Annotated in this window: 31 protein-coding genes; 2 read left to right on the forward strand and 29 right to left on the reverse strand. The window is 68.6% G+C overall.

Annotation, left to right across the window (positions count from 1 at the left end; translation table 11 throughout):
• Positions 1–94 precede the first annotated feature (94 nt).
• From rpsK to IO29_RS19855, 29 genes are all read right to left on the reverse strand, one after another.
• Complete coding sequence (gene rpsK, locus IO29_RS19715; protein ID WP_003948617.1) at positions 95–499, reverse strand: 30S ribosomal protein S11; 405 nt, start codon at positions 497–499, stop codon at positions 95–97.
• 65 nt (positions 500–564) lie between these two features.
• Positions 565–945, reverse strand: coding sequence for a 30S ribosomal protein S13 (rpsM, locus tag IO29_RS19720; protein WP_004984507.1), 381 nt, complete (start codon positions 943–945; stop codon positions 565–567).
• A gap of 191 nt (positions 946–1,136) precedes the next feature.
• Positions 1,137–1,250 carry a 50S ribosomal protein L36 gene (gene rpmJ / locus IO29_RS19725; RefSeq protein WP_003998809.1) on the reverse strand — a complete coding sequence of 38 codons (114 nt, stop codon included), beginning with the start codon at positions 1,248–1,250 and terminating at the stop codon, positions 1,137–1,139.
• Positions 1,251–1,318: 68 nt separating this feature from the next.
• Entirely contained in the window at positions 1,319–1,540 is a 222-nt protein-coding gene (gene infA, locus IO29_RS19730) for a translation initiation factor IF-1 (RefSeq protein ID WP_003948620.1), read from the reverse strand.
• Positions 1,541–1,682: 142 nt separating this feature from the next.
• Positions 1,683–2,519, reverse strand: a complete 837-nt coding sequence (gene map / locus IO29_RS19735) for a type I methionyl aminopeptidase (RefSeq protein ID WP_030380848.1) — start codon at positions 2,517–2,519, stop codon at positions 1,683–1,685.
• Between the two features lie 163 nt (positions 2,520–2,682).
• Positions 2,683–3,345, reverse strand: a complete 663-nt coding sequence (locus IO29_RS19740; protein WP_030380849.1) for an adenylate kinase — start codon at positions 3,343–3,345, stop codon at positions 2,683–2,685.
• Entirely contained in the window at positions 3,345–4,658 is a 1,314-nt protein-coding gene (secY, locus tag IO29_RS19745; protein ID WP_030380850.1) for a preprotein translocase subunit SecY, read from the reverse strand. Before secY ends, IO29_RS19740 begins: the two co-directional genes overlap by 1 nt.
• A 235-nt stretch (positions 4,659–4,893) precedes the next feature.
• Positions 4,894–5,349 carry a 50S ribosomal protein L15 gene (rplO, locus tag IO29_RS19750; RefSeq protein ID WP_006140897.1) on the reverse strand — a complete coding sequence of 152 codons (456 nt, stop codon included), beginning with the start codon at positions 5,347–5,349 and terminating at the stop codon, positions 4,894–4,896.
• Positions 5,350–5,351: 2 nt separating this feature from the next.
• The gene (gene rpmD / locus IO29_RS19755) at positions 5,352–5,534 is read right to left on the reverse strand and encodes a 50S ribosomal protein L30 (RefSeq protein ID WP_006140898.1); all 183 of its coding nucleotides are present in this window, start codon (positions 5,532–5,534) and stop codon (positions 5,352–5,354) included.
• Positions 5,535–5,536: 2 nt separating this feature from the next.
• Positions 5,537–6,142, reverse strand: a complete 606-nt coding sequence (gene rpsE, locus IO29_RS19760) for a 30S ribosomal protein S5 (RefSeq protein ID WP_006140899.1) — start codon at positions 6,140–6,142, stop codon at positions 5,537–5,539.
• 36 nt (positions 6,143–6,178) lie between these two features.
• Entirely contained in the window at positions 6,179–6,562 is a 384-nt protein-coding gene (gene rplR, locus IO29_RS19765) for a 50S ribosomal protein L18 (RefSeq protein WP_030380851.1), read from the reverse strand.
• Positions 6,563–6,565: 3 nt separating this feature from the next.
• The gene (gene rplF, locus IO29_RS19770; RefSeq protein WP_030380852.1) at positions 6,566–7,105 is read right to left on the reverse strand and encodes a 50S ribosomal protein L6; all 540 of its coding nucleotides are present in this window, start codon (positions 7,103–7,105) and stop codon (positions 6,566–6,568) included.
• A 24-nt stretch (positions 7,106–7,129) separates the two neighbouring features.
• Positions 7,130–7,528 carry a 30S ribosomal protein S8 gene (gene rpsH / locus IO29_RS19775; protein WP_030380853.1) on the reverse strand — a complete coding sequence of 133 codons (399 nt, stop codon included), beginning with the start codon at positions 7,526–7,528 and terminating at the stop codon, positions 7,130–7,132.
• A gap of 238 nt (positions 7,529–7,766) precedes the next feature.
• On the reverse strand, positions 7,767–7,952 hold the full coding sequence (locus tag IO29_RS19780; RefSeq protein WP_003956452.1) for a type Z 30S ribosomal protein S14: 186 nt from the start codon (positions 7,950–7,952) through the stop codon (positions 7,767–7,769).
• A 5-nt stretch (positions 7,953–7,957) separates the two neighbouring features.
• Positions 7,958–8,515 carry a 50S ribosomal protein L5 gene (gene rplE, locus IO29_RS19785; protein WP_030380854.1) on the reverse strand — a complete coding sequence of 186 codons (558 nt, stop codon included), beginning with the start codon at positions 8,513–8,515 and terminating at the stop codon, positions 7,958–7,960.
• Positions 8,515–8,838, reverse strand: a complete 324-nt coding sequence (rplX, locus tag IO29_RS19790) for a 50S ribosomal protein L24 (RefSeq protein WP_030380855.1) — start codon at positions 8,836–8,838, stop codon at positions 8,515–8,517. The genes rplE and rplX overlap by 1 nt, the downstream gene beginning before the upstream one ends.
• Positions 8,839–8,840: 2 nt before the next feature.
• Positions 8,841–9,209, reverse strand: a complete 369-nt coding sequence (rplN, locus tag IO29_RS19795; RefSeq protein ID WP_003974257.1) for a 50S ribosomal protein L14 — start codon at positions 9,207–9,209, stop codon at positions 8,841–8,843.
• Positions 9,210–9,354: 145 nt separating this feature from the next.
• On the reverse strand, positions 9,355–9,642 hold the full coding sequence (gene rpsQ / locus IO29_RS19800; RefSeq protein ID WP_003992363.1) for a 30S ribosomal protein S17: 288 nt from the start codon (positions 9,640–9,642) through the stop codon (positions 9,355–9,357).
• Positions 9,642–9,866, reverse strand: coding sequence for a 50S ribosomal protein L29 (gene rpmC / locus IO29_RS19805; RefSeq protein WP_003998824.1), 225 nt, complete (start codon positions 9,864–9,866; stop codon positions 9,642–9,644). The genes rpsQ and rpmC overlap by 1 nt, the downstream gene beginning before the upstream one ends.
• Complete coding sequence (gene rplP / locus IO29_RS19810) at positions 9,866–10,285, reverse strand: 50S ribosomal protein L16 (protein WP_006140905.1); 420 nt, start codon at positions 10,283–10,285, stop codon at positions 9,866–9,868. The genes rpmC and rplP overlap by 1 nt, the downstream gene beginning before the upstream one ends.
• A gap of 5 nt (positions 10,286–10,290) precedes the next feature.
• Positions 10,291–11,124 carry a 30S ribosomal protein S3 gene (gene rpsC, locus IO29_RS19815; protein WP_030380856.1) on the reverse strand — a complete coding sequence of 278 codons (834 nt, stop codon included), beginning with the start codon at positions 11,122–11,124 and terminating at the stop codon, positions 10,291–10,293.
• Positions 11,124–11,471 carry a 50S ribosomal protein L22 gene (gene rplV, locus IO29_RS19820; protein WP_003974262.1) on the reverse strand — a complete coding sequence of 116 codons (348 nt, stop codon included), beginning with the start codon at positions 11,469–11,471 and terminating at the stop codon, positions 11,124–11,126. The genes rpsC and rplV overlap by 1 nt, the downstream gene beginning before the upstream one ends.
• A gap of 43 nt (positions 11,472–11,514) precedes the next feature.
• Positions 11,515–11,796 (reverse strand): 30S ribosomal protein S19, encoded by a 282-nt coding sequence (rpsS, locus tag IO29_RS19825; protein ID WP_006140908.1) that lies wholly within the window; start codon positions 11,794–11,796, stop codon positions 11,515–11,517.
• A gap of 12 nt (positions 11,797–11,808) precedes the next feature.
• Positions 11,809–12,645: a 50S ribosomal protein L2 gene (rplB, locus tag IO29_RS19830; RefSeq protein WP_030380857.1), complete on the reverse strand. Its 837-nt coding sequence runs from the start codon at positions 12,643–12,645 to the stop codon at positions 11,809–11,811.
• A gap of 51 nt (positions 12,646–12,696) precedes the next feature.
• A complete protein-coding gene (rplW, locus tag IO29_RS19835; RefSeq protein WP_030380858.1) occupies positions 12,697–13,116 on the reverse strand; it encodes a 50S ribosomal protein L23 in 420 nt (139 codons plus the stop codon).
• The gene (gene rplD / locus IO29_RS19840; RefSeq protein ID WP_030380859.1) at positions 13,116–13,775 is read right to left on the reverse strand and encodes a 50S ribosomal protein L4; all 660 of its coding nucleotides are present in this window, start codon (positions 13,773–13,775) and stop codon (positions 13,116–13,118) included. Before rplD ends, rplW begins: the two co-directional genes overlap by 1 nt.
• A 7-nt stretch (positions 13,776–13,782) precedes the next feature.
• Positions 13,783–14,427 (reverse strand): 50S ribosomal protein L3, encoded by a 645-nt coding sequence (rplC, locus tag IO29_RS19845; protein ID WP_030380860.1) that lies wholly within the window; start codon positions 14,425–14,427, stop codon positions 13,783–13,785.
• Between the two features lie 16 nt (positions 14,428–14,443).
• Positions 14,444–14,752 (reverse strand): 30S ribosomal protein S10, encoded by a 309-nt coding sequence (rpsJ, locus tag IO29_RS19850; RefSeq protein WP_003948644.1) that lies wholly within the window; start codon positions 14,750–14,752, stop codon positions 14,444–14,446.
• A 562-nt stretch (positions 14,753–15,314) separates the two neighbouring features.
• Positions 15,315–15,806, reverse strand: a complete 492-nt coding sequence (locus IO29_RS19855) for a MarR family winged helix-turn-helix transcriptional regulator (RefSeq protein WP_030380861.1) — start codon at positions 15,804–15,806, stop codon at positions 15,315–15,317.
• Between the two features lie 130 nt (positions 15,807–15,936).
• Between IO29_RS19855 and IO29_RS19860 the strand changes: the two genes are divergently transcribed.
• Both IO29_RS19860 and IO29_RS19865 read left to right on the forward strand, forming a co-directional pair.
• Positions 15,937–17,457, forward strand: coding sequence for an MFS transporter (locus IO29_RS19860; RefSeq protein ID WP_030380862.1), 1,521 nt, complete (start codon positions 15,937–15,939; stop codon positions 17,455–17,457).
• Positions 17,458–17,750: 293 nt separating this feature from the next.
• The gene (locus IO29_RS19865) at positions 17,751–19,883 is read left to right on the forward strand and encodes a PIG-L family deacetylase (protein WP_234307568.1); all 2,133 of its coding nucleotides are present in this window, start codon (positions 17,751–17,753) and stop codon (positions 19,881–19,883) included.
• Positions 19,884–19,892 lie beyond the last annotated feature (9 nt).

The raw sequence follows: 19,892 nt of genomic DNA on the forward strand, positions 1-19,892 counted from the left end.
CCACGACGCTTCGGCGGGCGGCAGCCGTGCTGCGACATTGTGGGGGACGACCCCCACACCCCCAGCCGGATACCGAGCCGCCGTAGGCCGTACGTCAGACGCGACGACGCTTCGGCGGGCGGCAGCCGTTGTGCGGGGTCGGGGTGACGTCCTGGATGGAGCCGACCTCGAGGCCCGTGGCCTGGAGGGAACGGATCGCGGTCTCACGACCGGAGCCCGGGCCCTTGACGAACACGTCGACCTTGCGCATGCCGTGCTCCTGCGCGCGGCGGGCGGCCGACTCGGCGGCCATCTGCGCGGCGAACGGCGTGGACTTCCGGGAGCCCTTGAAGCCGACGTGGCCGGCGGAGGCCCAGGAGATCACGTTGCCGGTCGGGTCGGTGATCGAAACGATGGTGTTGTTGAACGTGCTCTTGATGTGCGCGTGGCCGTGAGCGACGTTCTTCTTTTCCTTGCGGCGCACCTTCTTGGCAGCGCCCTGACGTCCCTTGGGGGGCATGTCTTCTCCTACGGGAGGTGGTCGGTCCTACAGCGAAGACCGCTGGACGGCGAAGTCGCTGAGGACTACTTCTTGCCCGGCTTCTTCTTGCCGGCGATGGCGCGACGCGGGCCCTTGCGGGTACGGGCGTTGGTGCTGGTGCGCTGACCGCGGACGGGCAGACCGCGGCGGTGCCGCAGACCCTGGTACGTGCCGATCTCGACCTTGCGGCGGATGTCGGCCTGGATCTCGCGACGGAGGTCACCCTCGGTCTTGATGTTGTTGTCGACGTACTCGCGGATCGCGACGAGCTGCTCCTCGGAGAGGTCGCGAACGCGGGTGTTCGGGTCGACGCCGGTGGCTGCCAGCGTCTGCTGCGAAAGAGTCCGGCCGATGCCGAACACGTAGGTGAGGGCGATCTCCACGCGCTTTTCGCGCGGGATGTCAACACCGGAAACGCGTGCCATTCAATGGCTCCAGTTGATTGTCGGAGGTCTTCCACAGGACCGGCTCCCAGCCGCCGTACGAGGTACGAACTGGGTCCCCGGCCTCCGAACCGGGGGTGTCGGACCTGAGTGCCAGGTCCGGGCCCTGCGTATGAACAAATTCAGCTCGCGTCGCGCGAAATTCTGCGAATCGCAGAGGGTACGGTCGTGCGTCAGCCCTGGCGCTGCTTGTGGCGCGGGTTCTCGCAGATGACCATGACCCGGCCGTGACGGCGGATCACCCTGCACTTGTCGCAGATCTTCTTGACGCTCGGCTTGACCTTCATGGGTGTGAGGTTCTCCGGGTCAGTTGCCGGCGGACCCGCGCGGAACGCACGCGGGACGTGGGCAAGATCTACTTGTACCGGTAGACGATCCGGCCACGCGTCAGGTCGTACGGAGACAGCTCCACCACGACCCGGTCGTCAGGGAGGATGCGGATGTAGTGCATGCGCATCTTGCCGCTGATGTGTGCCAGGACCTGGTGGCCGTTCTGGAGCTCGACCTTGAACATGGCGTTCGGAAGAGACTCGACGACAGTGCCCTCGATCTCGATGGCACCTTGCTTCTTGGCCACGCTTCGCCCTTCGAATCGACTACCTTGATCGACTCCGGTACGTCCGCATGCGGACATGCGGGTGCACGAGAGCCGACGAGTCAGTCTACGTCAGCGCACCCGGAAAGGCGAAACGAGGAATTCTGCCCTGGCAGGGAGATCATCATGCCAGCGGATCCGGGGCCGCCGTGATCCCCAGCTCCGCGAGCTTGGCCCGGCCCCCGTCCGGGGCGGTGAGGACGAGGGGGCCCTCCTCCGTCAGGGCCACCGAGTGCTCCCAGTGGGAGGACCAGGTGCCGTCGGTCGTGATGACCGTCCAGTCGTCCTGGAGGACCTCGGTCTTCGGGGTGCCCAGGGAGACCATCGGCTCGATGGCCAGGCAGAAGCCGGGGACCAGCTTCGGGCCCTTGCCGCGCTTGCGCTCGACGTAGTTCAGCAGGTGCGGGTCCATGTGCATCTCGGTGCCGATGCCGTGGCCGCCGTAGTCCTCGATGATCCCATAGCGGCCGCCGCCGGGCTTCGGCTGACGGCGGATGTACGTCTCGACGGCACGCGAGATGTCGACGAGCCGGTTGCCCGGCTTCATGGCCGCGATGCCGGCCCACATCGACTCCTCCGTCACCCGGGACAGCTCGACCAGCTCGGGGGCGTGGCCGGAGCCGACGAACGCGGTGTAGGCGGCGTCGCCGTGCCAGCCGTCGACGATGGCGCCGCAGTCGATGGAGATGAGGTCGCCGTCCTTGAGGACCACCTCGTCGGACGGGATGCCGTGCACGACGACATCGTTCACGGAGGTGCAGATCGTGGCCGGGAAGCCGCCGTAGCCGAGGAAGTTCGGCTTGGCGTCGTGCTCGGCCAGCACCTTGCGGGCGACCTGGTCCAGATCCCTGGTCGTCGCGCCGGGCACGGCCGCCTCGCGCGTGGCCGCGTGAATGGCCGCGACGACCAGCCCCGCCTCGCGCATCTTCGCGATCTGCTCGGGGCTCTTGATCTGCACCATGACGACAAGCGCCTTTCTGACCCGGAAAACCTGCGGACCCATCAACAATACGGCGCGCCCGCACCCCGAAGGGGCCCGGGGAACCGCACACCGCGCACCCCGCACACAACGACCGCGGCCCCCCGCCATGGGGAGCCGCGGTCGAGAAGCGAACCGGCACCGCCTACTGCGGCGCCCCCTCACGCTGCAACGCCCGCATCGCCCGCCCCGTCACGTCCTCGACCTTCCCCAGCGCCGAGATCGTCACGACGAGCCCCTGCGCCTTGTAGTAGTCGATGATCGGCTCGGTCTGCGTGTGGTAGACCTCCAGCCGCGTCCGCACCGTCTCCTCGGAGTCGTCGTCGCGCTGGTACAGCTCACCCCCGCACGCGTCGCACACCCCCTCCGTCTTCGGCGGGTTGTACGTCACGTGGAAGACGTGGCTGGAGTCCTTGCGGCAGATCCGCCGCCCGGCGATGCGCTTGACGACCTCGTCCTCCGGGACCTCCAGGTCCAGCACCGCGTCCAGCTTCATGCCCTCGCTCCCGAGCATGTCGTCCAGCGCCTCGGCCTGCGAGACGTTGCGCGGGAAGCCGTCGAGCAGGAACCCACCGGCCGCGTCGGACTGCTCCATGCGGTCCTTGGCCATGCCGATGGTGACCTCGTCCGGCACCAGGTTGCCCGCGTCCATGTAGGACTTCGCGAGTTTGCCCAGTTCCGTCTGGGAGCTGATGTTGGCGCGGAACAGGTCGCCCGTGGAGATGTGCGGGATCGACAGGTTCTTGGCCAGGAACGCGGCCTGCGTTCCCTTCCCGGCCCCGGGTGGCCCGACGAGGACAATTCGCATCAGCGGAGGAACCCTTCGTAATTGCGCTGCTGGAGCTGACTCTCGATCTGCTTCACGGTCTCGAGACCGACACCCACGATGATCAGGATGCTCGTCCCGCCGAACGGGAAGTTCTGGTTCGCCTTGAAGCCCACCAACGCCATTGTCGGCACGAGAGCGATCAGACCCAGATACAGCGAACCCGGCCAGGTGATCCGGTTGAGTACGTAGCTCAGGTACTCGGCGGTCGGCCGGCCAGCCCGGATGCCCGGGATGAAGCCACCATACTTCTTCATGTTGTCGGCGACTTCTTCGGGGTTGAAGGAGATCGCCACGTAGAAGAAGGCGAAGAACACGATCAGCAGGAAGTACAGGGTGATGTAGACCGGGTGGTCGCCCTTCACCATGTTCGCCTGGATCCAGGTCTTCCAGCTGGAGTTGCCGTCGGAGAACTGCGCGATCAGAGCGGGGATGTACAGCAGCGACGACGCGAAGATGACGGGAATCACACCCGCCTGGTTGACCTTCAGCGGAATGTACGTCGAGGTGCCGCCGTAGGAACGGCGGCCGATCATGCGCTTCGCGTACTGGACGGGAATGCGGCGCTGGGCCTGCTCGACGAAGACCACCAGGCCGACCATGACCAGGCCGATCAGGATGACCGTGCCGAACTCGATCCAGCCGTCGGCCAGCGTGCCCGAGGTCTTGATGGCCCACAGCGCGGACGGGAAGGTGGCGGCGATCGAGATGAACATCAGGATCGACATGCCGTTGCCGATGCCGCGGTCGGTGATCAGCTCGCCGAGCCACATCACCATGCCCGTACCGGCGGTCATGGTGATGACCATCGTGATGGTGGTGAAGATCGACTGGTCGGGGACGATGTCCGTGGCGACCGGGCAGCCGGTGAAGAGCGCGCCGCTGCGGGCGGTGGCGACCAGGCCGGTGCCCTGGAGGATGGCGAGCGCGACCGTCAGATAACGCGTGTACTGCGTGATCTTCGCCGTACCGGCCTGGCCCTCCTTCTTCAGGGCTTCCAGACGCGGGATCACCACGGTCAGCAGCTGGAGAATGATGCTCGCCGTGATGTACGGCATGATGCCCAGCGCGAAGATCGTGATCTGCAGCAGCGCACCGCCACTGAACATGTTCACCAGGCCGAACAGGCCCTGGTTGCCCTTGGCGACGTCGATACAGGTCTGGACGCTCTTGTAGTCGACGCCGGGGATCGGAATGTGCGTACCGGCGCGGTACACCACGATGATCCCGAGCGTGAAGAGCAGCTTCTTGCGCAGGTCGGGCGTCCTGAACGCCCGGGCGAAGCCGGTGAGCACGGTGCCTCCTGCGACCCCCGCGCACGTGCGTCAGAGGTGACGATTGGTGAGGTTCGACGAATACATAACGGCTGCCGGCATCTCCTGGTGCCCCGGGTGGAGCACCTGGTGAAACTTGACAGCGCAGGCCACCTTACCGGCGACACTGCCCCCCTTGGAACGACCAACCGGGGATACCCCAAATGTGGGGTATCCCCGGTCGGATTCGTTCACGTCATCGGCGTGCCTGACGGAGTCAGACGAGCTCGGTGACCGTACCGCCGGCGGCGGTGATCTTCTCCTTGGCGGAGCCGGAGACGGCGTCGACCGTCACCTGAAGCGCCACGGAGACCTCGCCCTGGCCGAGGACCTTGACGAGGCTGTTCTTGCGAACGGCACCCTTGGCCACCAGGCCCTCGACGGTGACCTCGCCACCCTCGGGGTACAGCGCGGCCAGCTTGTCGAGGTTCACGACCTGGTACTCGGTCTTGAACGGGTTCTTGAAGCCCTTCAGCTTCGGGAGGCGCATGTGGAGGGGCATCTGCCCGCCCTCGAAGCGCTCCGGAACCTGGTAGCGGGCCTTCGTGCCCTTGGTACCACGACCGGCCGTCTTGCCCTTCGACGCCTCACCACGACCGACACGGGTCTTGGCGGTCTTGGCGCCCGGGGCCGGACGGAGGTTGTGGATCTTGAGCGGGTTGTTCTCCGCCATGATCAGTCGACCTCCTCGACCGACACGAGGTGGCGGACGGTGTGCACCATGCCGCGGAACTCGGGGCGGTCCTCCTTGACGACCTGCGTGTTGATCCCCTTGAGACCAAGGGAACGCAGGGTGTCACGGTGGTTCTGCTTGCTGCCGATGTAGGACTTGACCTGCGTGATCTTGAGCTGTGCCACGATTACGCACCTGCCCCGGCACGCGCACGCAGCAGGGCCGCGGGGGCGACGTCCTCGAGCGGCAGACCGCGGCGGGCCGCGACCTCCTCGGGACGCTGCAAGCCCTTGAGGGCCTCCACGGTCGCGTGCACGATGTTGATCTGGTTGTCGGAGCCGAGCGACTTCGACAGGATGTCGTGGATACCGGCGCACTCGAGCACGGCGCGCACCGGACCACCGGCGATAACGCCGGTACCGGGCGACGCGGGCTTGAGCAGCACGACGCCGGCCGCCTTCTCACCCTGGATCGGGTGCGGGATGGTGCCCTGGATGCGGGGGACCTTGAAGAAGTGCTTCTTGGCCTCCTCAACACCCTTGGCGATGGCGGCCGGCACCTCCTTGGCCTTGCCGTATCCGACACCCACGGTGCCGTCACCGTCGCCCACCACGACCAGCGCGGTGAAGCTGAAGCGACGACCACCCTTCACAACCTTGGCGACACGGTTGATCGCGACGACGCGCTCGACGTACGCGGTCTTCTCGGCGGCGGATGCTCCGCCGTCACGGCCCTTCCGGTCCCGCCGCTCGCCGCCACCGGCACCGCCACCGCGGCGCTGGGGTCCAGCCATTGGATTACCTCTCTCTTTCCGCTAGCTACAAGCGGCTCAGAACTTGAGCCCGGCTTCGCGGGCGGCGTCCGCCAGGGCGGCGATGCGCCCGGCGTACTGGTTGCCACCACGGTCGAACACGACGGCCTCGACACCGGCGGCCTTGGCACGCTCGGCGACCAGGGCGCCGACCTGCTTGGCCTGCGCGGACTTGTCGCCCTCGCCGCCGCGGATCGACGTGTCCAGGGTGGACGCCGACGCCAGGGTGTGACCCTTGAGGTCGTCGATCACCTGCGCCACGATGTGACGGTTGGAGCGGGTCACGACCAGGCGGGGGCGCTCGGCCGTACCGGAGACCTTCTTGCGGATCCGGATGTGCCGCCGCTTGATGGCGGTGCGCTTGTAGGCGTCGCCCTTGGCGATCTTCTGCCCGTATGCCATGGCTTACTTACCCGCCTTTCCGACCTTGCGGCGGATGACTTCACCCTCGTACTTGACACCCTTGGCCTTGTACGGGTCGGGCTTGCGCAGCTTGCGGATGTTGGCCGCGACCTCGCCCACCTTCTGCTTGTCGATGCCCTCGACCGAGAAGTGCGTCGGGTTCTCCACCTTGAAGGTGATGCCCTCGGGCGCCTCGACGGTGATCGAGTGGCTGTAGCCGAGCGCGAACTCGAGGTTCGAGCCCTTGGCGGTCACGCGGTAACCGACACCGCTGATCTCGAGCTTCTTCACGTAACCCTGGGTCACGCCGGTGATCATGTTCGCCACCAGCGTGCGGGACAGGCCGTGCAGGGCCTTGTTCTGACGCTCGTCGTTCGGGCGGGTGACGTTCAGCACGCCGTCCTCGCCCTTAGCGATCTCGATCGGCGCCGCGATGGTGTGCGACAGGGAGCCCTTGGGTCCCTTCACCTGCACCTGACGGCCGTCGATGGTGACGTCCACGCCGGCGGGAACCGCGATGGGGAGCTTGCCGATGCGCGACATAGCTGTTTCCTCCGTTCCCTTCCGCTACCAGACGTAGGCGAGGACTTCCCCACCCACGCCCTTCTTGCCGGCCTGCTTGTCGGTGAGGAGCCCGTGCGACGTGGAGATGATCGCCACGCCGAGGCCGCCGAGCACCTTCGGCAGGTTGGTGGACTTCGCGTACACCCGGAGACCGGGCTTGGAGATCCGCTTGATGCCCGCGATGGAGCGCTCACGGTTGGGGCCGAACTTCAGCTCCAGGACGAGGTTCTTGCCGACCTCGGCGTCCTCGACCTTCCAGCCCGTGATGAAGCCCTCCTGCTGGAGGATCTCCGCGATGTGAGACTTGATCTTCGATGCCGGCATCGCCACGGAGTCGTGGTACGCCGAGTTCGCGTTACGCAGACGCGTGAGCATGTCTGCGATCGGATCAGTCATGGTCATGAATTGGCCTTCGGCCTCTCTCGCCGGGGTTTCCTGGTGCGCCATCCCTCTCCCCGATCCGAGACGGGACGGGTGCGGCGCGGTGGACCTACGGCGTAGTAAGCATTCATTGGCGGGCGAACCCGCGTATGTACAGGGCGCGGCAGGCGCCCAACCCCGCAAGCCTACGGCATGCCGAGCGGGCCTCCTGCCGGACCCGGTTGCCTACCGAGAGCCCTGGTGCACCCCAAGTGGGGGTTTACCAGGAGCTCTTGGTCACGCCCGGCAGCTCGCCGCGGTGAGCCATCTCACGGAGGCACACACGGCACAGGCCGAACTTGCGGTAGACGGAGTGCGGACGCCCACAGCGCTGGCAGCGGGTGTAGGCGCGCACGCCGAACTTGGGCTTGCGGGCAGCCTTCGCGATCAGAGCCTTCTTCGCCATCTCGCTCACGCCTCCTTGAAGGGGAAGCCGAGGTGACGGAGGAGCGCGCGGCCCTCTGCGTCGTTGGTCGCCGTGGTCACCACGGTGATGTCCATACCCCGGACGCGGTCGATCTTGTCCTGGTCGATCTCGTGGAACATGACCTGCTCCGTGAGACCGAAGGTGTAGTTGCCACGGCCGTCGAACTGCTTGGGGGACAGACCGCGGAAGTCGCGGATGCGCGGCAGCGCGAGCGACAGGGTGCGGTCCAGGAACTCCCACATGCGGTCGCCACGGAGCGTGACGTGGGCACCGATCGGCTGGCCCTCGCGCAGCTTGAACTGCGCGATGGACTTGCGGGCCTTGGTGACGGCCGGCTTCTGCCCGGTGATGATGGTCAGGTCACGGACGGCACCGTCCATGAGCTTGGAGTCACGGGCGGCGTCGCCGACACCCATGTTGACCACGATCTTGACGAGGCCGGGGATCTGCATGACGTTCTCGTACTTGAACTCGTCACGCAGCTTGCCCGCGATCTCCTCGCGGTACTTCGTCTTGAGACGCGGAGTGGTGGTGGTAGCCATCAGATGTCCTCACCCGTCCGCTTGGCAACGCGGATCTTGTTGCCGTCCTCGTCGAAGCGGTAACCGACGCGCGTGACGACCTTGTTCCCGTCCTTCTCCACGACCAGCTGGACGTTGGAGACGTGGACCGGGGCCTCGGTGGTCACGATGCCGCCGGCCTGCGAGCCGCTGGCGGTCGGGCCGGCCTTGGTGTGCTTCTTGACCCGGTTGACACCCTCGACCAGGACGCGGTCCTCGCGGGGGTAGGCCGCGATGACCTTGCCCTGCTTGCCCTTGTCCTTACCGGTGATGACCTGGACCAGGTCGCCCTTCTTGATCTTCATGCTCACAGCACCTCCGGCGCGAGGGAGATGATCTTCATGAACTTCTTCTCGCGCAGCTCACGGCCGACGGGGCCGAAGATACGGGTGCCGCGGGGGTCGCCGTCGTTCTTGAGAATGACGGCGGCGTTCTCGTCGAAGCGGATGTACGAGCCGTCGGGACGGCGGCGCTCCTTGACGGTGCGAACGATGACCGCCTTGACGACGTCACCCTTCTTCACGTTGCCACCGGGGATCGCGTCCTTGACGGTGGCGACGATGACGTCACCGATGCCCGCGTAGCGGCGACCGGAGCCACCGAGCACACGGATGGTGAGAATTTCCTTCGCACCCGTGTTGTCGGCGACACGCAGTCGCGACTCCTGCTGGATCACGTCTATCTCCTGTTTGTCTGCCGGTTCCCCACCGGGGCTGACTTGCTTCGATCAAGCGCAGCAGCCCCGGTGGAGCCTGGCGGAACTGTCCTGCGAGGAATGCCCCGCAGGAACGTACTCTTTGGAATTCCCTTGCGGGAATTACCTACTTGGCCTTCTCGAGGATCTCGACGACGCGCCAGCGCTTCGTCGCGGACAGCGGCCGGGTCTCCATGAGGAGGACGCGGTCGCCGACACCCGCGGCGTTCTGCTCGTCGTGCGCCTTGAGCTTGTTGGTACGGCGGATGACCTTGCCGTACAGCGCGTGCTTGACGCGGTCCTCGACGGCGACGACGACGGTCTTGTCCATCTTGTCGCTGACGACGAGACCCTCACGGGTCTTGCGGAAGCCGCGGGCCTCTGCAGTCTGCTCAGTCACGTTGCTCTCACTCATCAGGCGCTCTCCACCGTCTCGATGCCCAGCTCGCGCTCACGCATCAGGGTGTAGATCCGCGCGATGTCCTTCCGGACGGCCTTCAGCCGACCGTGGTTCTCGAGCTGACCGGTCGCCGCCTGGAAGCGGAGGTTGAACAGCTCTTCCTTGGCTTCGCGGAGCTTCGCCAGAAGCTCCTCGTCACCCAGTTCGCGCAGCTCGGACGCCTTGGTACCGGCCGACATCACGCTTCACCTGCCTCGCGCTTGACGATCCGGCACTTCATCGGCAGCTTGTGGGCCGCACGAGTCAGCGCCTCACGGGCGATCTTCTCGTTGGGGTAGGACAGCTCGAACATGACCCGGCCCGGGTGCACGTTCGCGATCCACCACTCGGGAGAACCCTTACCGGAACCCATGCGGGTCTCGGCAGGCTTCTTCGTGAGCGGGCGGTCCGGGTAGATGTTGATCCAGACCTTGCCACCACGCTTGATGTGGCGGGTCATCGCGATACGGGCCGCCTCGATCTGGCGGTTGGTCACGTACGCCGGCGTGAGGGCCTGGATGCCGTACTCGCCGAACGAGACCGTCGTACCGCCCTTGGCCTGACCACGGCGCTTCGGGTGGTGCTGCTTGCGGTGCTTGACCCTACGGGGGATCAGCATGTCGGTCAGGCCTCCGTTCCGGTGCTCTCAGCCGGAGCAGCGGCGGGCGCGTCGGCCTTGGGGGCCTCGGCTGCCGGAGCCGACTGCTGCTGCGGCTTGCGACCGCGGCCGCCACGCTCGCCACCGCGGCCACCACGGGCCGGACGGTCGGCGCCACCACGGGCCGGGCGGTTGCCGGCACGGGCGGCCGCGTTCTCGGCGCGGACCTCGGCGATGTTCTTGACGTCGCCCTTGTAGATCCAGACCTTCACACCGATGCGGCCGAAGGTCGTCTTGGCCTCGAAGAAGCCGTAGTCCACGTTCGCGCGGAGCGTGTGCAGGGGCACGCGGCCCTCGCGGTAGAACTCCGAGCGGGACATCTCGGCGCCGCCGAGGCGGCCACCGCACTGGATCTTGATGCCCTTGGCGCCCGCCTTCATCGCCGACTGCATGCTCTTGCGCATGGCACGGCGGAAGGAGACACGGCTGGAGAGCTGCTCGGCGACGGCCTGGGCCACGAGCTGAGCGTCCGTCTCGGGGTTCTTGACCTCGAGGATGTTCAGCTGGACCTGCTTGCCCGTCAGCTTCTCGAGGTCACCGCGGATGCGGTCGGCCTCGGCGCCGCGGCGGCCGATGACGATGCCCGGACGCGCGGTGTGGATGTCCACACGGACGCGGTCCCGGGTGCGCTCGATCTCGACCTTGGAGATGCCGGCGCGCTCCATGCCGGACGTCATCATCCGGCGGATGGCGACGTCTTCCTTGACGTAGTCCTTGTACAGCTTGTCGGCGTACCACCGGGACTTGAAGTCCGTGGTGACACCGAGCCGGAACCCATGCGGGTTAACCTTCTGGCCCATTACCGGGTTCCTTCCTTGCTGCTGACGACCACGGTGATGTGGCTGGTCCGCTTGCGGATCCGGTAGGCGCGGCCCTGGGCGCGCGGACGGAACCGCTTCAGGGTCGGGCCCTCGTCGACGTAGGCCTCGGAGATGAAGAGGCTGTCGGCGTCGGTGTGGTCGTAGTTGTGCGCGGCGTTGGCGATGGCGCTGTCCAGCACCTTGCCGACCGGCACGCTCGCGGCCTGCGGGGCGAAACGCAGGACCGCCTGAGCCTCCGTGGCGTCCATGCCACGGATGAGGTCCACCACGCGGCGGGCCTTCATGGGCGTGACGCGGATGTACCGCGCCTGGGCCCTGGCTTCCATGGTTGTCCCTTCAGTGTTTGTCATGGTCGATTGCACCCGCCGACTAGCGGCGCTTCGACTTCCGGTCGTCCTTGACGTGCCCCCGGAAGGTGCGCGTCGGCGAGAACTCGCCGAGCTTGTGGCCGACCATGGACTCGGTGACAAACACCGGGATGTGGGTCTTGCCGTTGTGCACCGCGATCGTGTGGCCGAGCATGGCCGGGACGATCATCGAGCGACGGGACCAGGTCTTGATGACGTTCTTGGAACCCGCTTCGTTCTGCACGTCCACCTTCTTCATGAGGTGGTCGTCGACGAAGGGCCCCTTCTTGAGACTGCGCGGCATCTGAACCCGCTCCTAGCGCTTCTTGTTCGTCTTGCGGCGGCGGACGATGTACTTGTTCGACGCCTTCTTGGGCGAACGAGTACGGCCTTCCTTCTTGCCCCACGGGGACACCGGGTGGCGACCACCGGAGGTACGGCCCTCACCACCACCGTGCGGGTGGTCGACGGGGTTCATGACCACACCACGGACGGTCGGGCGGACGCCCAGCCAGCGCTTGCGGCCGGCCTTGCCCCAGTTGATGTTCGACTGCTCGGCGTTGCCGACCTCGCCGACCGTGGCGCGGCAGCGCTGGTCGACCAGGCGGATCTCGCCGGACGGCATGCGGAGGTGGGCCATCGAGCCCTCCTTCGCGAGCAGCTGCACCGAGGCACCGGCGGAGCGGGCGAACTTGGCGCCGCCGCCCGGCCGCAGCTCGATGGCGTGCAGCGTGGTACCGACCGGGATGTTGCGCAGCGCGAGGTTGTTGCCCGGCTTGATGTCGGCGCCGGGACCGTTCTCGACGCGGTCGCCCTGGGCCAGACCACGCGGGGCGAGGATGTAGCGCTTCTCGCCGTCGGCGTAGTGCAGCAGCGCGATGCGCGCGGTGCGGTTGGGGTCGTACTCGATGTGCGCGACCTTCGCCGGCACGCCGTCCTTGTCGTGACGACGGAAGTCGATCACGCGGTAGGCGCGCTTGTGTCCGCCACCCTGGTGGCGAACGGTCACACGACCGGAATTGTTACGGCCGCCCTTGCTGTGCAGGGGACGGACCAGCGACTTCTCCGGCGTGGACCGCGTGACCTCGACGAAGTCGGCGACGCTGGCGCCACGACGGCCAGGAGTCGTCGGCTTGTACTTGCGGATACCCATTGTCTCTCAGTCCTCGGAAAGTTCCGATTATCTGGACGTTCCGGACCTCCGTCAGGAGGTCGGACCGCCGAAGATGTCGATACGGTCGCCCTCGGCAAGGGTCACGATCGCGCGCTTGGTGGCGGCACGCTGACCGAAACCGGTGCGGGTGCGCTTGCGCTTGCCCTGCCGGTTGATCGTGTTGACCCCGGTGACCTTGACCTCGAAGACCGCCTCGACGGCCTGCTTGATCTGGGTCTTGTTGCTGCCCGGCGCGACGATGAACGTGTACTTGTTGTCGTCGAGCAGGGCGTAGCTCTTCTCGGAGACGACCGGCTTCAGCAGCACGTCACGGGGGTCCGTGAAGGACTTGCTGGCCGGGGTCTCGACCGTGTTCCGGCCCTCCGCGGCGTGGCGGCGCGCCTTGGCGACGCGCGCGGCCTTGGCGGCCTTCGCGGCCTTGGAGGCGATGCTCGGGTGACGCGTAGCCATCAGGCCTCGCTCCCTTCGGTGTCGTTGGCCTTGTTCGGGCCGGACACGAAGGACTCGAAGGCGGCCTGGGTGAAGACCACGTCGTCCGAGACGAGAACGTCGTACGTGTTCAGCTGGCCCGGCTCCAGGATGTGGACCTGGGGCAGGTTGCGGGCGGACAGCCACGCGGCCTCGTCGGCGCGGTCGACGACCAGGAGCAGGTTCTTGCGCTCCGAGATCTTGCCGAACAGCGTCCGGGCGGCCTTCGTGGAGGCGGTCTCGCCCTCGACCACGCCGGTGACGACGTGGATGCGGTTGTGGCGGGCCCGGTCGGTGAGGGCGTGGCGCAGGGCCGCGGCCTTCATCTTCTTCGGGGTCCGCTGCGAGTAGTCACGCGGCTGCGGGCCGTGGACGACGCCACCGCCGGCGAACTGCGGGGCGCGGGTCGAACCCTGACGGGCGCGGCCGGTGCCCTTCTGGCGGTACGGCTTCTTGCCGCCACCGCGGACTTCACCGCGGGTCTTGGTCTTGTGCGTGCCCTGGCGGGCGGCGGCCAGCTGCGCGACGACGACCTGGTGGATCAGCGGGATGCTGACCTTCTCCACGCCGAAGATGCCCTCGGGCAGTTCGACGGTCCCGGCCTTCTCGCCCGCCGGCGAAAGGATGTCAACAGTGCTCATCGTTACCTCAGGCCCCCTTGGCCGCGGTGCGGACCAGGACGAGGCCGCCGTTCGGACCGGGAACCGCGCCCTTGATGAGCAGCAGACCCTTCTCCGCGTCAACGGCGTGGACGGTCAGGTTCTGGGTGGTGACCCGCTCGTTGCCCATGCGGCCCGCCATGCGGAGGCCCTTGAACACACGGCCCGGGGTGGCGCAGCCGCCGATGGAACCGGGCGAGCGGTGCTTGCGCTGGGTGCCGTGTCCGGCGCCGAGGCCCTTGAAGTTGTGACGCTTCATGACACCGGCGAAGCCCTTGCCCTTGCTCTTGCCGGTGACGTCGACCTTCACGCCCGCCTCGAAGACCTCGGCGGTGACTTCCTGACCGAGGGTGTACTCGGCGGCGTCGGCCGTGCGGATCTCGACGAGGTGGCGGCGGGGGGTGACGTCGGCCTTGGCGAAGTGGCCCTTGAGGGGCTTGTTCACCTTGCGGGGGTCGATGTCGCCGAACGCGATCTGGACGGACTCGTAGCCGTCGGCGTCGTTCGTGCGGACCTGGGTGACGACGTTTGGGCCGGCCTTGACGACGGTGACCGGGACGACACGGTTGTTCTCGTCCCACACCTGCGTCATGCCGAGCTTCTCGCCCAGGATGCCCTTGATCTGCTTGGTCATCTTCAGATCACCGGCCTCAGAGCTTGATCTCGATGTCGACACCGGCCGGGAGGTCGAGTCGCATCAGAGAGTCAACGGTCTTGGGGGTCGGGTCGAGGATGTCGATCAGGCGCTTGTGCGTGCGCATCTCGAAGTGCTCGCGCGAGTCCTTGTACTTGTGCGGCGACTTGATGACGCAGTACACGTTCTTCTCAGTGGGCAGCGGCACCGGGCCCGCGACCGACGCACCAGTGCGGGTCACCGTCTCGACGATCTTCTTCGCCGAGGAGTCGATGACCTCGTGGTCGTAGGCCTTGAGCCGGATGCGGATCTTCTGTCCCGCCATGGCTACTCAGTAGTCCTGTCTCTCGTAACGCTCCGGAACCCGGCGGGGTGTCTTGCCGTCTCCCTGCCCCTCCGACCCACGCGGTCGGGTGTGTCGCACTCCCGCCGACACAGATGTCCCTTGGTTCGAACATCCCTGCTGTGGGAAGTGCGGGCCCTTCCGGAACCGCGGACCAGGGGCGAGAGGCCCACCGGGTGCCTGGCCGGTACCCCGCTGACGCTTCCCGGAAGATTCCCGTACGTCCGCCCCAGAGCTGCCCGAGGGCAGTTGGGACGACGAGTACTGTGGGACTCGCTTCCGGTCCTCCCGGCGGGAGGCGCGCAGCATCGGCACTCGACCGAGCAACCCCGCTAGTCTGCCATACGGGGCGCTTCGCGCGCCAATTGGGCGGAGGAGAATACCCCTAAGGTGATCTGGATCAAACCAACGGGGGTCGGGGGCGCCTGAGAGCGCGGGAGTCCGGCGTTCACCGGCGGGTGCGCGTGCCGTGTGGCCGGCCGCGCCATTCCCCGCGCCCCTGACGGGGCGGGGGCAGTGCGGGGGGGGGCGCGTCACCGAGCCCCTAACTCGGCGGGGGGCAGTGCGGGGGACGCGTCACCGCGCCGTGGGAGGCGTACAGGGTGCGCAGGGCGGCGGTCAGGGTCGCCGTCGTCGCCTCGTCCAGCGGAGCGAGGAAGTCACGTTCGACACGCTCCCGCGCCTCGTCCGCCTCACGCCGGCACCGCTTCCCCTCCGCCGTCAGCCGGACGACGTTCCGCCGCCGGTCGCGCTCGCTGCGGCGCCGTTCGACCAGGCCCTTGCCCTCCAGGCCGTCGATGAGCGCGACCATCGTCGTGCGGTCCACCCCGAGCCGCCCCGCGAGCTCCATCTGCGACCACTCCTGGCCGCCCCCCTCGATCGTCGAGAGCACCCCCAGCTCGCGCGGATTCATCCCGTACGGCGCCAGCGCCGCCGTCATCCGCTCGCTGAGCCGGAAATAGGCGTGCTTGAACAGGTAGCCCAGCCTCGTGGCCAGGACACCGGAGGGGTCACCGGGGAGATACGCGCCCGTCATACCCATAGCGTATCCTGGGGTCTGACGATCAGCGGTACTGACGATCCGCACTAGTGACGGTCGGGCCGGCGGCCCGAGCACACCGGCCCTCACCAACCCTCACAAACCCAAGGAAGCGACACCCCGCGACATGAGCGACTCCTCATCCGTCGACGCCATACGCACGGCGCCGGCACCCACCTCCGGCCGTGCCGTCGAGGAACCGGACCCCCGCCGCTGGTGGGGTCTGGTCGTCATCGCGCTGGCCCAGCTGATGGTCGTCCTCGACGCGACCATCGTGAACATCGCGCTGCCGTCCGCGCAGAAGGCGCTGGACATGACCGACGGCAACCGCCAGTGGGTCATCACCGCCTACACCCTCGCCTTCGGCGGCCTGCTGCTCCTCGGCGGCCGCATCGCCGACCTCGTCGGCCGCAAGCGCACCTTCATCATCGGCCTGGTCGGCTTCGCCGTCGCCTCCGCGATCGGCGGCGCGGCCGGCAGCTCCGGGATGCTCTTCGCCGCCCGCGCGCTCCAGGGCGTCTTCGGCGCCGTCCTCGCGCCCTCCGCGCTCTCCCTGATGACCACGACGTTCACCGACCCGCGCGAGCGCGGCAAGGCGTTCGGCATCTACGGCGCCATCGCGGGCGCGGGCGCCGCGCTCGGCCTGCTGCTGGGCGGCGTGCTGACCTCGTACGCGAACTGGCGCTGGTGCCTGTACGTCAACATCCCGATCGCGATCGTCGCGGTGATCGGCGCCGTCATGCTGCTGCACGACCGCCCCGGCCACAGCGAGGCCAGGCTGGACGTCCCCGGCGTCATCCTCGGCTGCGGCGGCCTGGTCGCCGTCGTCTACGGCTTCTCCGAGGCCGAGCCGCGCGGCTGGAGCGACAGCCTGGTGCTGATCCTGCTCTTCGGCGGCCTGGCGCTGCTCGTGGCGTTCGTCTTCTGGCAGACGAAGGCGAAGTCCCCGCTGCTGCCGCTGCGGATCCTGAGCGACCGCAACCGCGCGGGCTCCTTCCTGACGATGGCCCTCGCCACGATCGGCATGTTCGGTCTGTTCCTGTTCATGACCTACTACCTCCAGGGCATCCTCGGATACTCCCCGGTCAGGAGTGGTCTGGCGTTCCTGCCGATGTCCGCGTCGATCATCATCGGCTCCACCCAGATCTCCGCCCGGCTGCTGCCGCGCGTGCCCGCCCGCATGCTGATGGTGCCCGGCATGCTGCTCGCCGCCTCCGGGCTCCTGGTGCTGACCCAGCTCGGCGTCGACTCCGCGTACGCCACGCACATCCTCCCGGCCGAACTGCTGCTGGGGCTCGGCATGGGTCTGACCTTCATGCCGGTCTTCTCCACCGCGACCCACGGCGTCCGGCCGCAGGACGCGGGCGTGACCTCGGCGATGGTCAACACCTCGCAGCAGGTGGGCGGTTCGCTCGGCACAGCGCTGCTGAACACGATCGCCACATCGGCGACCTCGACGTACGTCGCCGGCCACCTCACCGACCCCTCGCGCAAGGCGCAGGTGCTGCGGGAGGGCATCGTGCACGGCTACACGACCGCCATCTGGTGGGGCGTGGCCGCCATGCTGATCGCCGCCGTGGCCTCGGGCGTCCTGGTCACCGCCCGCCCCCAGGGCCGCGGCGCCCCGGCGGGCGCGGGCGCGCACTGAGCGCACACCCGGTGGCACCGAACGGCCGCCGTGCGCGGGGCGAACGCCACGCGTGCGGCGGCCGTCGCGTTCCCGGCCGACGTCCGCCGCGCACCACCTCCGGTGATCGACATCACGCCCCCAGGTGAACGGAACCCGTCCTCCCGGGGAACCCCGCCTCTCTCGCTCCCCTCTCCTCAGTCGGAAGCCGCACGGACCGGCGCGCAGTGCGCGGCCCGGCCCCGGGCGGCCCAAGTACCACTGAGCACCGCAGCGCACCCGACCGCTGCAAGGCGGCGATCGGAGTGTGGAGCATGCGGTTCAGGCATGTCCGGGCTGCGTGGGCAGACAGGGCGAAACGACACACGGAGGACAGTGCGCGCACCGGCGGCGCCGGGACCGGCAGAGCCGGTACCGCCCGGCGGGCCGTGCTCGTCGGGGGTGGTGTCGGGCTGGGCGGGGCCGTCGTCGGGTACGGCCTGTCCCGGGCCGGCGGCGCCTCCGCGAAGGCGCCCACCGCCGGTCCGGCCCCCGTCACGGGGCGCCCCGCCGTGCAGGGCAGGCGCGCGCTGGTGATGCAGGTCCTCGCGCACCCGGACGACGACTTGTACTTCATGAACCCGGACACCCAGTACGCGGTGGCCGCCGGGGCCCCGCTCGTCTGCGTGTACGTCACCGCGGGCGAGGCCAACGGCGTCAACAAGATCCCGGGGCGCCCGCGCCAGCCCGCCGACAAGGCCGCGTACTCCTCCGCCCGCCACCAGGGCCTGCGGCAGAGCTACGCGACCCAGCTCGGGCTCCCCGTGTTCATTCGATGGAATGAATCCGTGCTCAGCCTGCCCGGGGGGCACCGCGCCGAGCTGAACACCCTCGAACACCAGGGCCGCCGGGTCGAGCTGGTCCATCTCGACCTGGCCATGCACACGCCGTTCCGGCGCATGGGCGTTCCCGCGCTGTGGCAGCAGACCGGGCTGCGGCTGGCCACCGTCATCGCCGACGGCTCACCGCTGCGGACCGTGCGGTCGTACGACCACGAGGAGCTGCTCGACGTCCTCGTCGGGCTGTTCACGCACTATCGGCCCACCCTCGTGCACACGCTGGACCCCGATCCGGACATCCAGCTCAGCGACCGGCTCACCCGGATCCGCGACAGCGAGCAGCCCGGCTACTCCGACCACGCCGACCACACCGCCGTCGCCTCCTTCACCTGGGCCGCGCTGGCCCGCTGGGCGCGGACGGACTCGCCGGACGGGCCGCCGCCGTTCACCACGGTCTCCTACCGCGGCTACTACAACCACCACTGGCCGGACAACCTCCCGCCCGCCGTCCTGGGGCCCAAAGCCTCGCACCTGGTGCCCTACGGCGGCTCCCCGGAGTGGAAGTGCGGCAACGCGGCCGGCTGCGGCGACTACAACGTCGGCGGCGACCAGCCGCTGACCAACCGCAAGCACTGGGTCCGTTCCACGCACTACCGCCACCCCGGCCCCCGGCTCGCGCTGACCGAGGCGGCGGACGGGCGGCTGACGGCGTACGGGGTGCTCGGGATGCGGGTGGTGCGCTGGCGCGAGTCCGCGGACGGGACGTTCGGCGAGCCGGCCGACCTGGGCGGCGGCCCGCTGGCGCCGGCGCTGGGCTCGGCGGTGCTGGACGACGGCCGGCTGCTGCTGTTCGCGCTGCGGTTCGCGGCCTTGCAGGGGCTGGGCGGGGCCAACACGCGGGAGATCGTGGCGCTGGAGCAGCGCGCGCCCGGCGGCCGCTTCAAGGCGTGGACGGGGCTCGGCAACCCCGAGGGCACCGACGCGGACCGGGGCCGGCGGATCGGCGTCCCCGTCGCGGTCACGGCGCCCGACGGCCGCGTCCACCTGTTCGTGCGCAACGCCGATCAGGGGATCAGCACCCGCGTCCGGGAGACCGGCGGCGCCTGGTCGCCGTGGCGGGACCTGGGCGGCGGGCAGGTGCAGGACGGGCTGACCGCGGTGGTGGGGGCGGACGGCGAGGTGCACGTGTACGCGCCGGGCCGCGACGCCGTGCACCACTGGACCCCGCAGGGCCCCTCCCCCGCCCCGGGCGTCGGGACGGGCGCGGCGGCTCCCGCGGACGCGATAGCCGTGGCGGGCGGACACCTGTACTACCGTCCGCCCGCCTCCGCCAGGCTCCTCGCCCCCGCGGGCGGGGCCGTGTCCTTCCCCGGCTACGGGCCGGTCGTCGCGGCCGGGTCCCATCTGCTGGGCCGGGCGCTGGACGGCCGGCTCCGCCTCGTCCACCGCGGGACCGGCAGGCACGTCACGTCCACGACGGAGGCGCTGGACGGCTCCGTGCTGCACGCCTCGCGCCGCCGGGGCCCGGTCGCCGCGGGCCTGACCCCGGAGGGCCGGCCCTGGCTGTGGCAGCCGGACCCGTCGCCCGAACCGTCCGAGTCGTCGGAGGCACCGGCCCGCAAGGTCTGACGCCACTTC

The organism is Streptomyces sp. NRRL F-6676 (assembly GCF_000725625.1).
Taxonomy (GTDB): domain Bacteria; phylum Actinomycetota; class Actinomycetes; order Streptomycetales; family Streptomycetaceae; genus Streptomyces.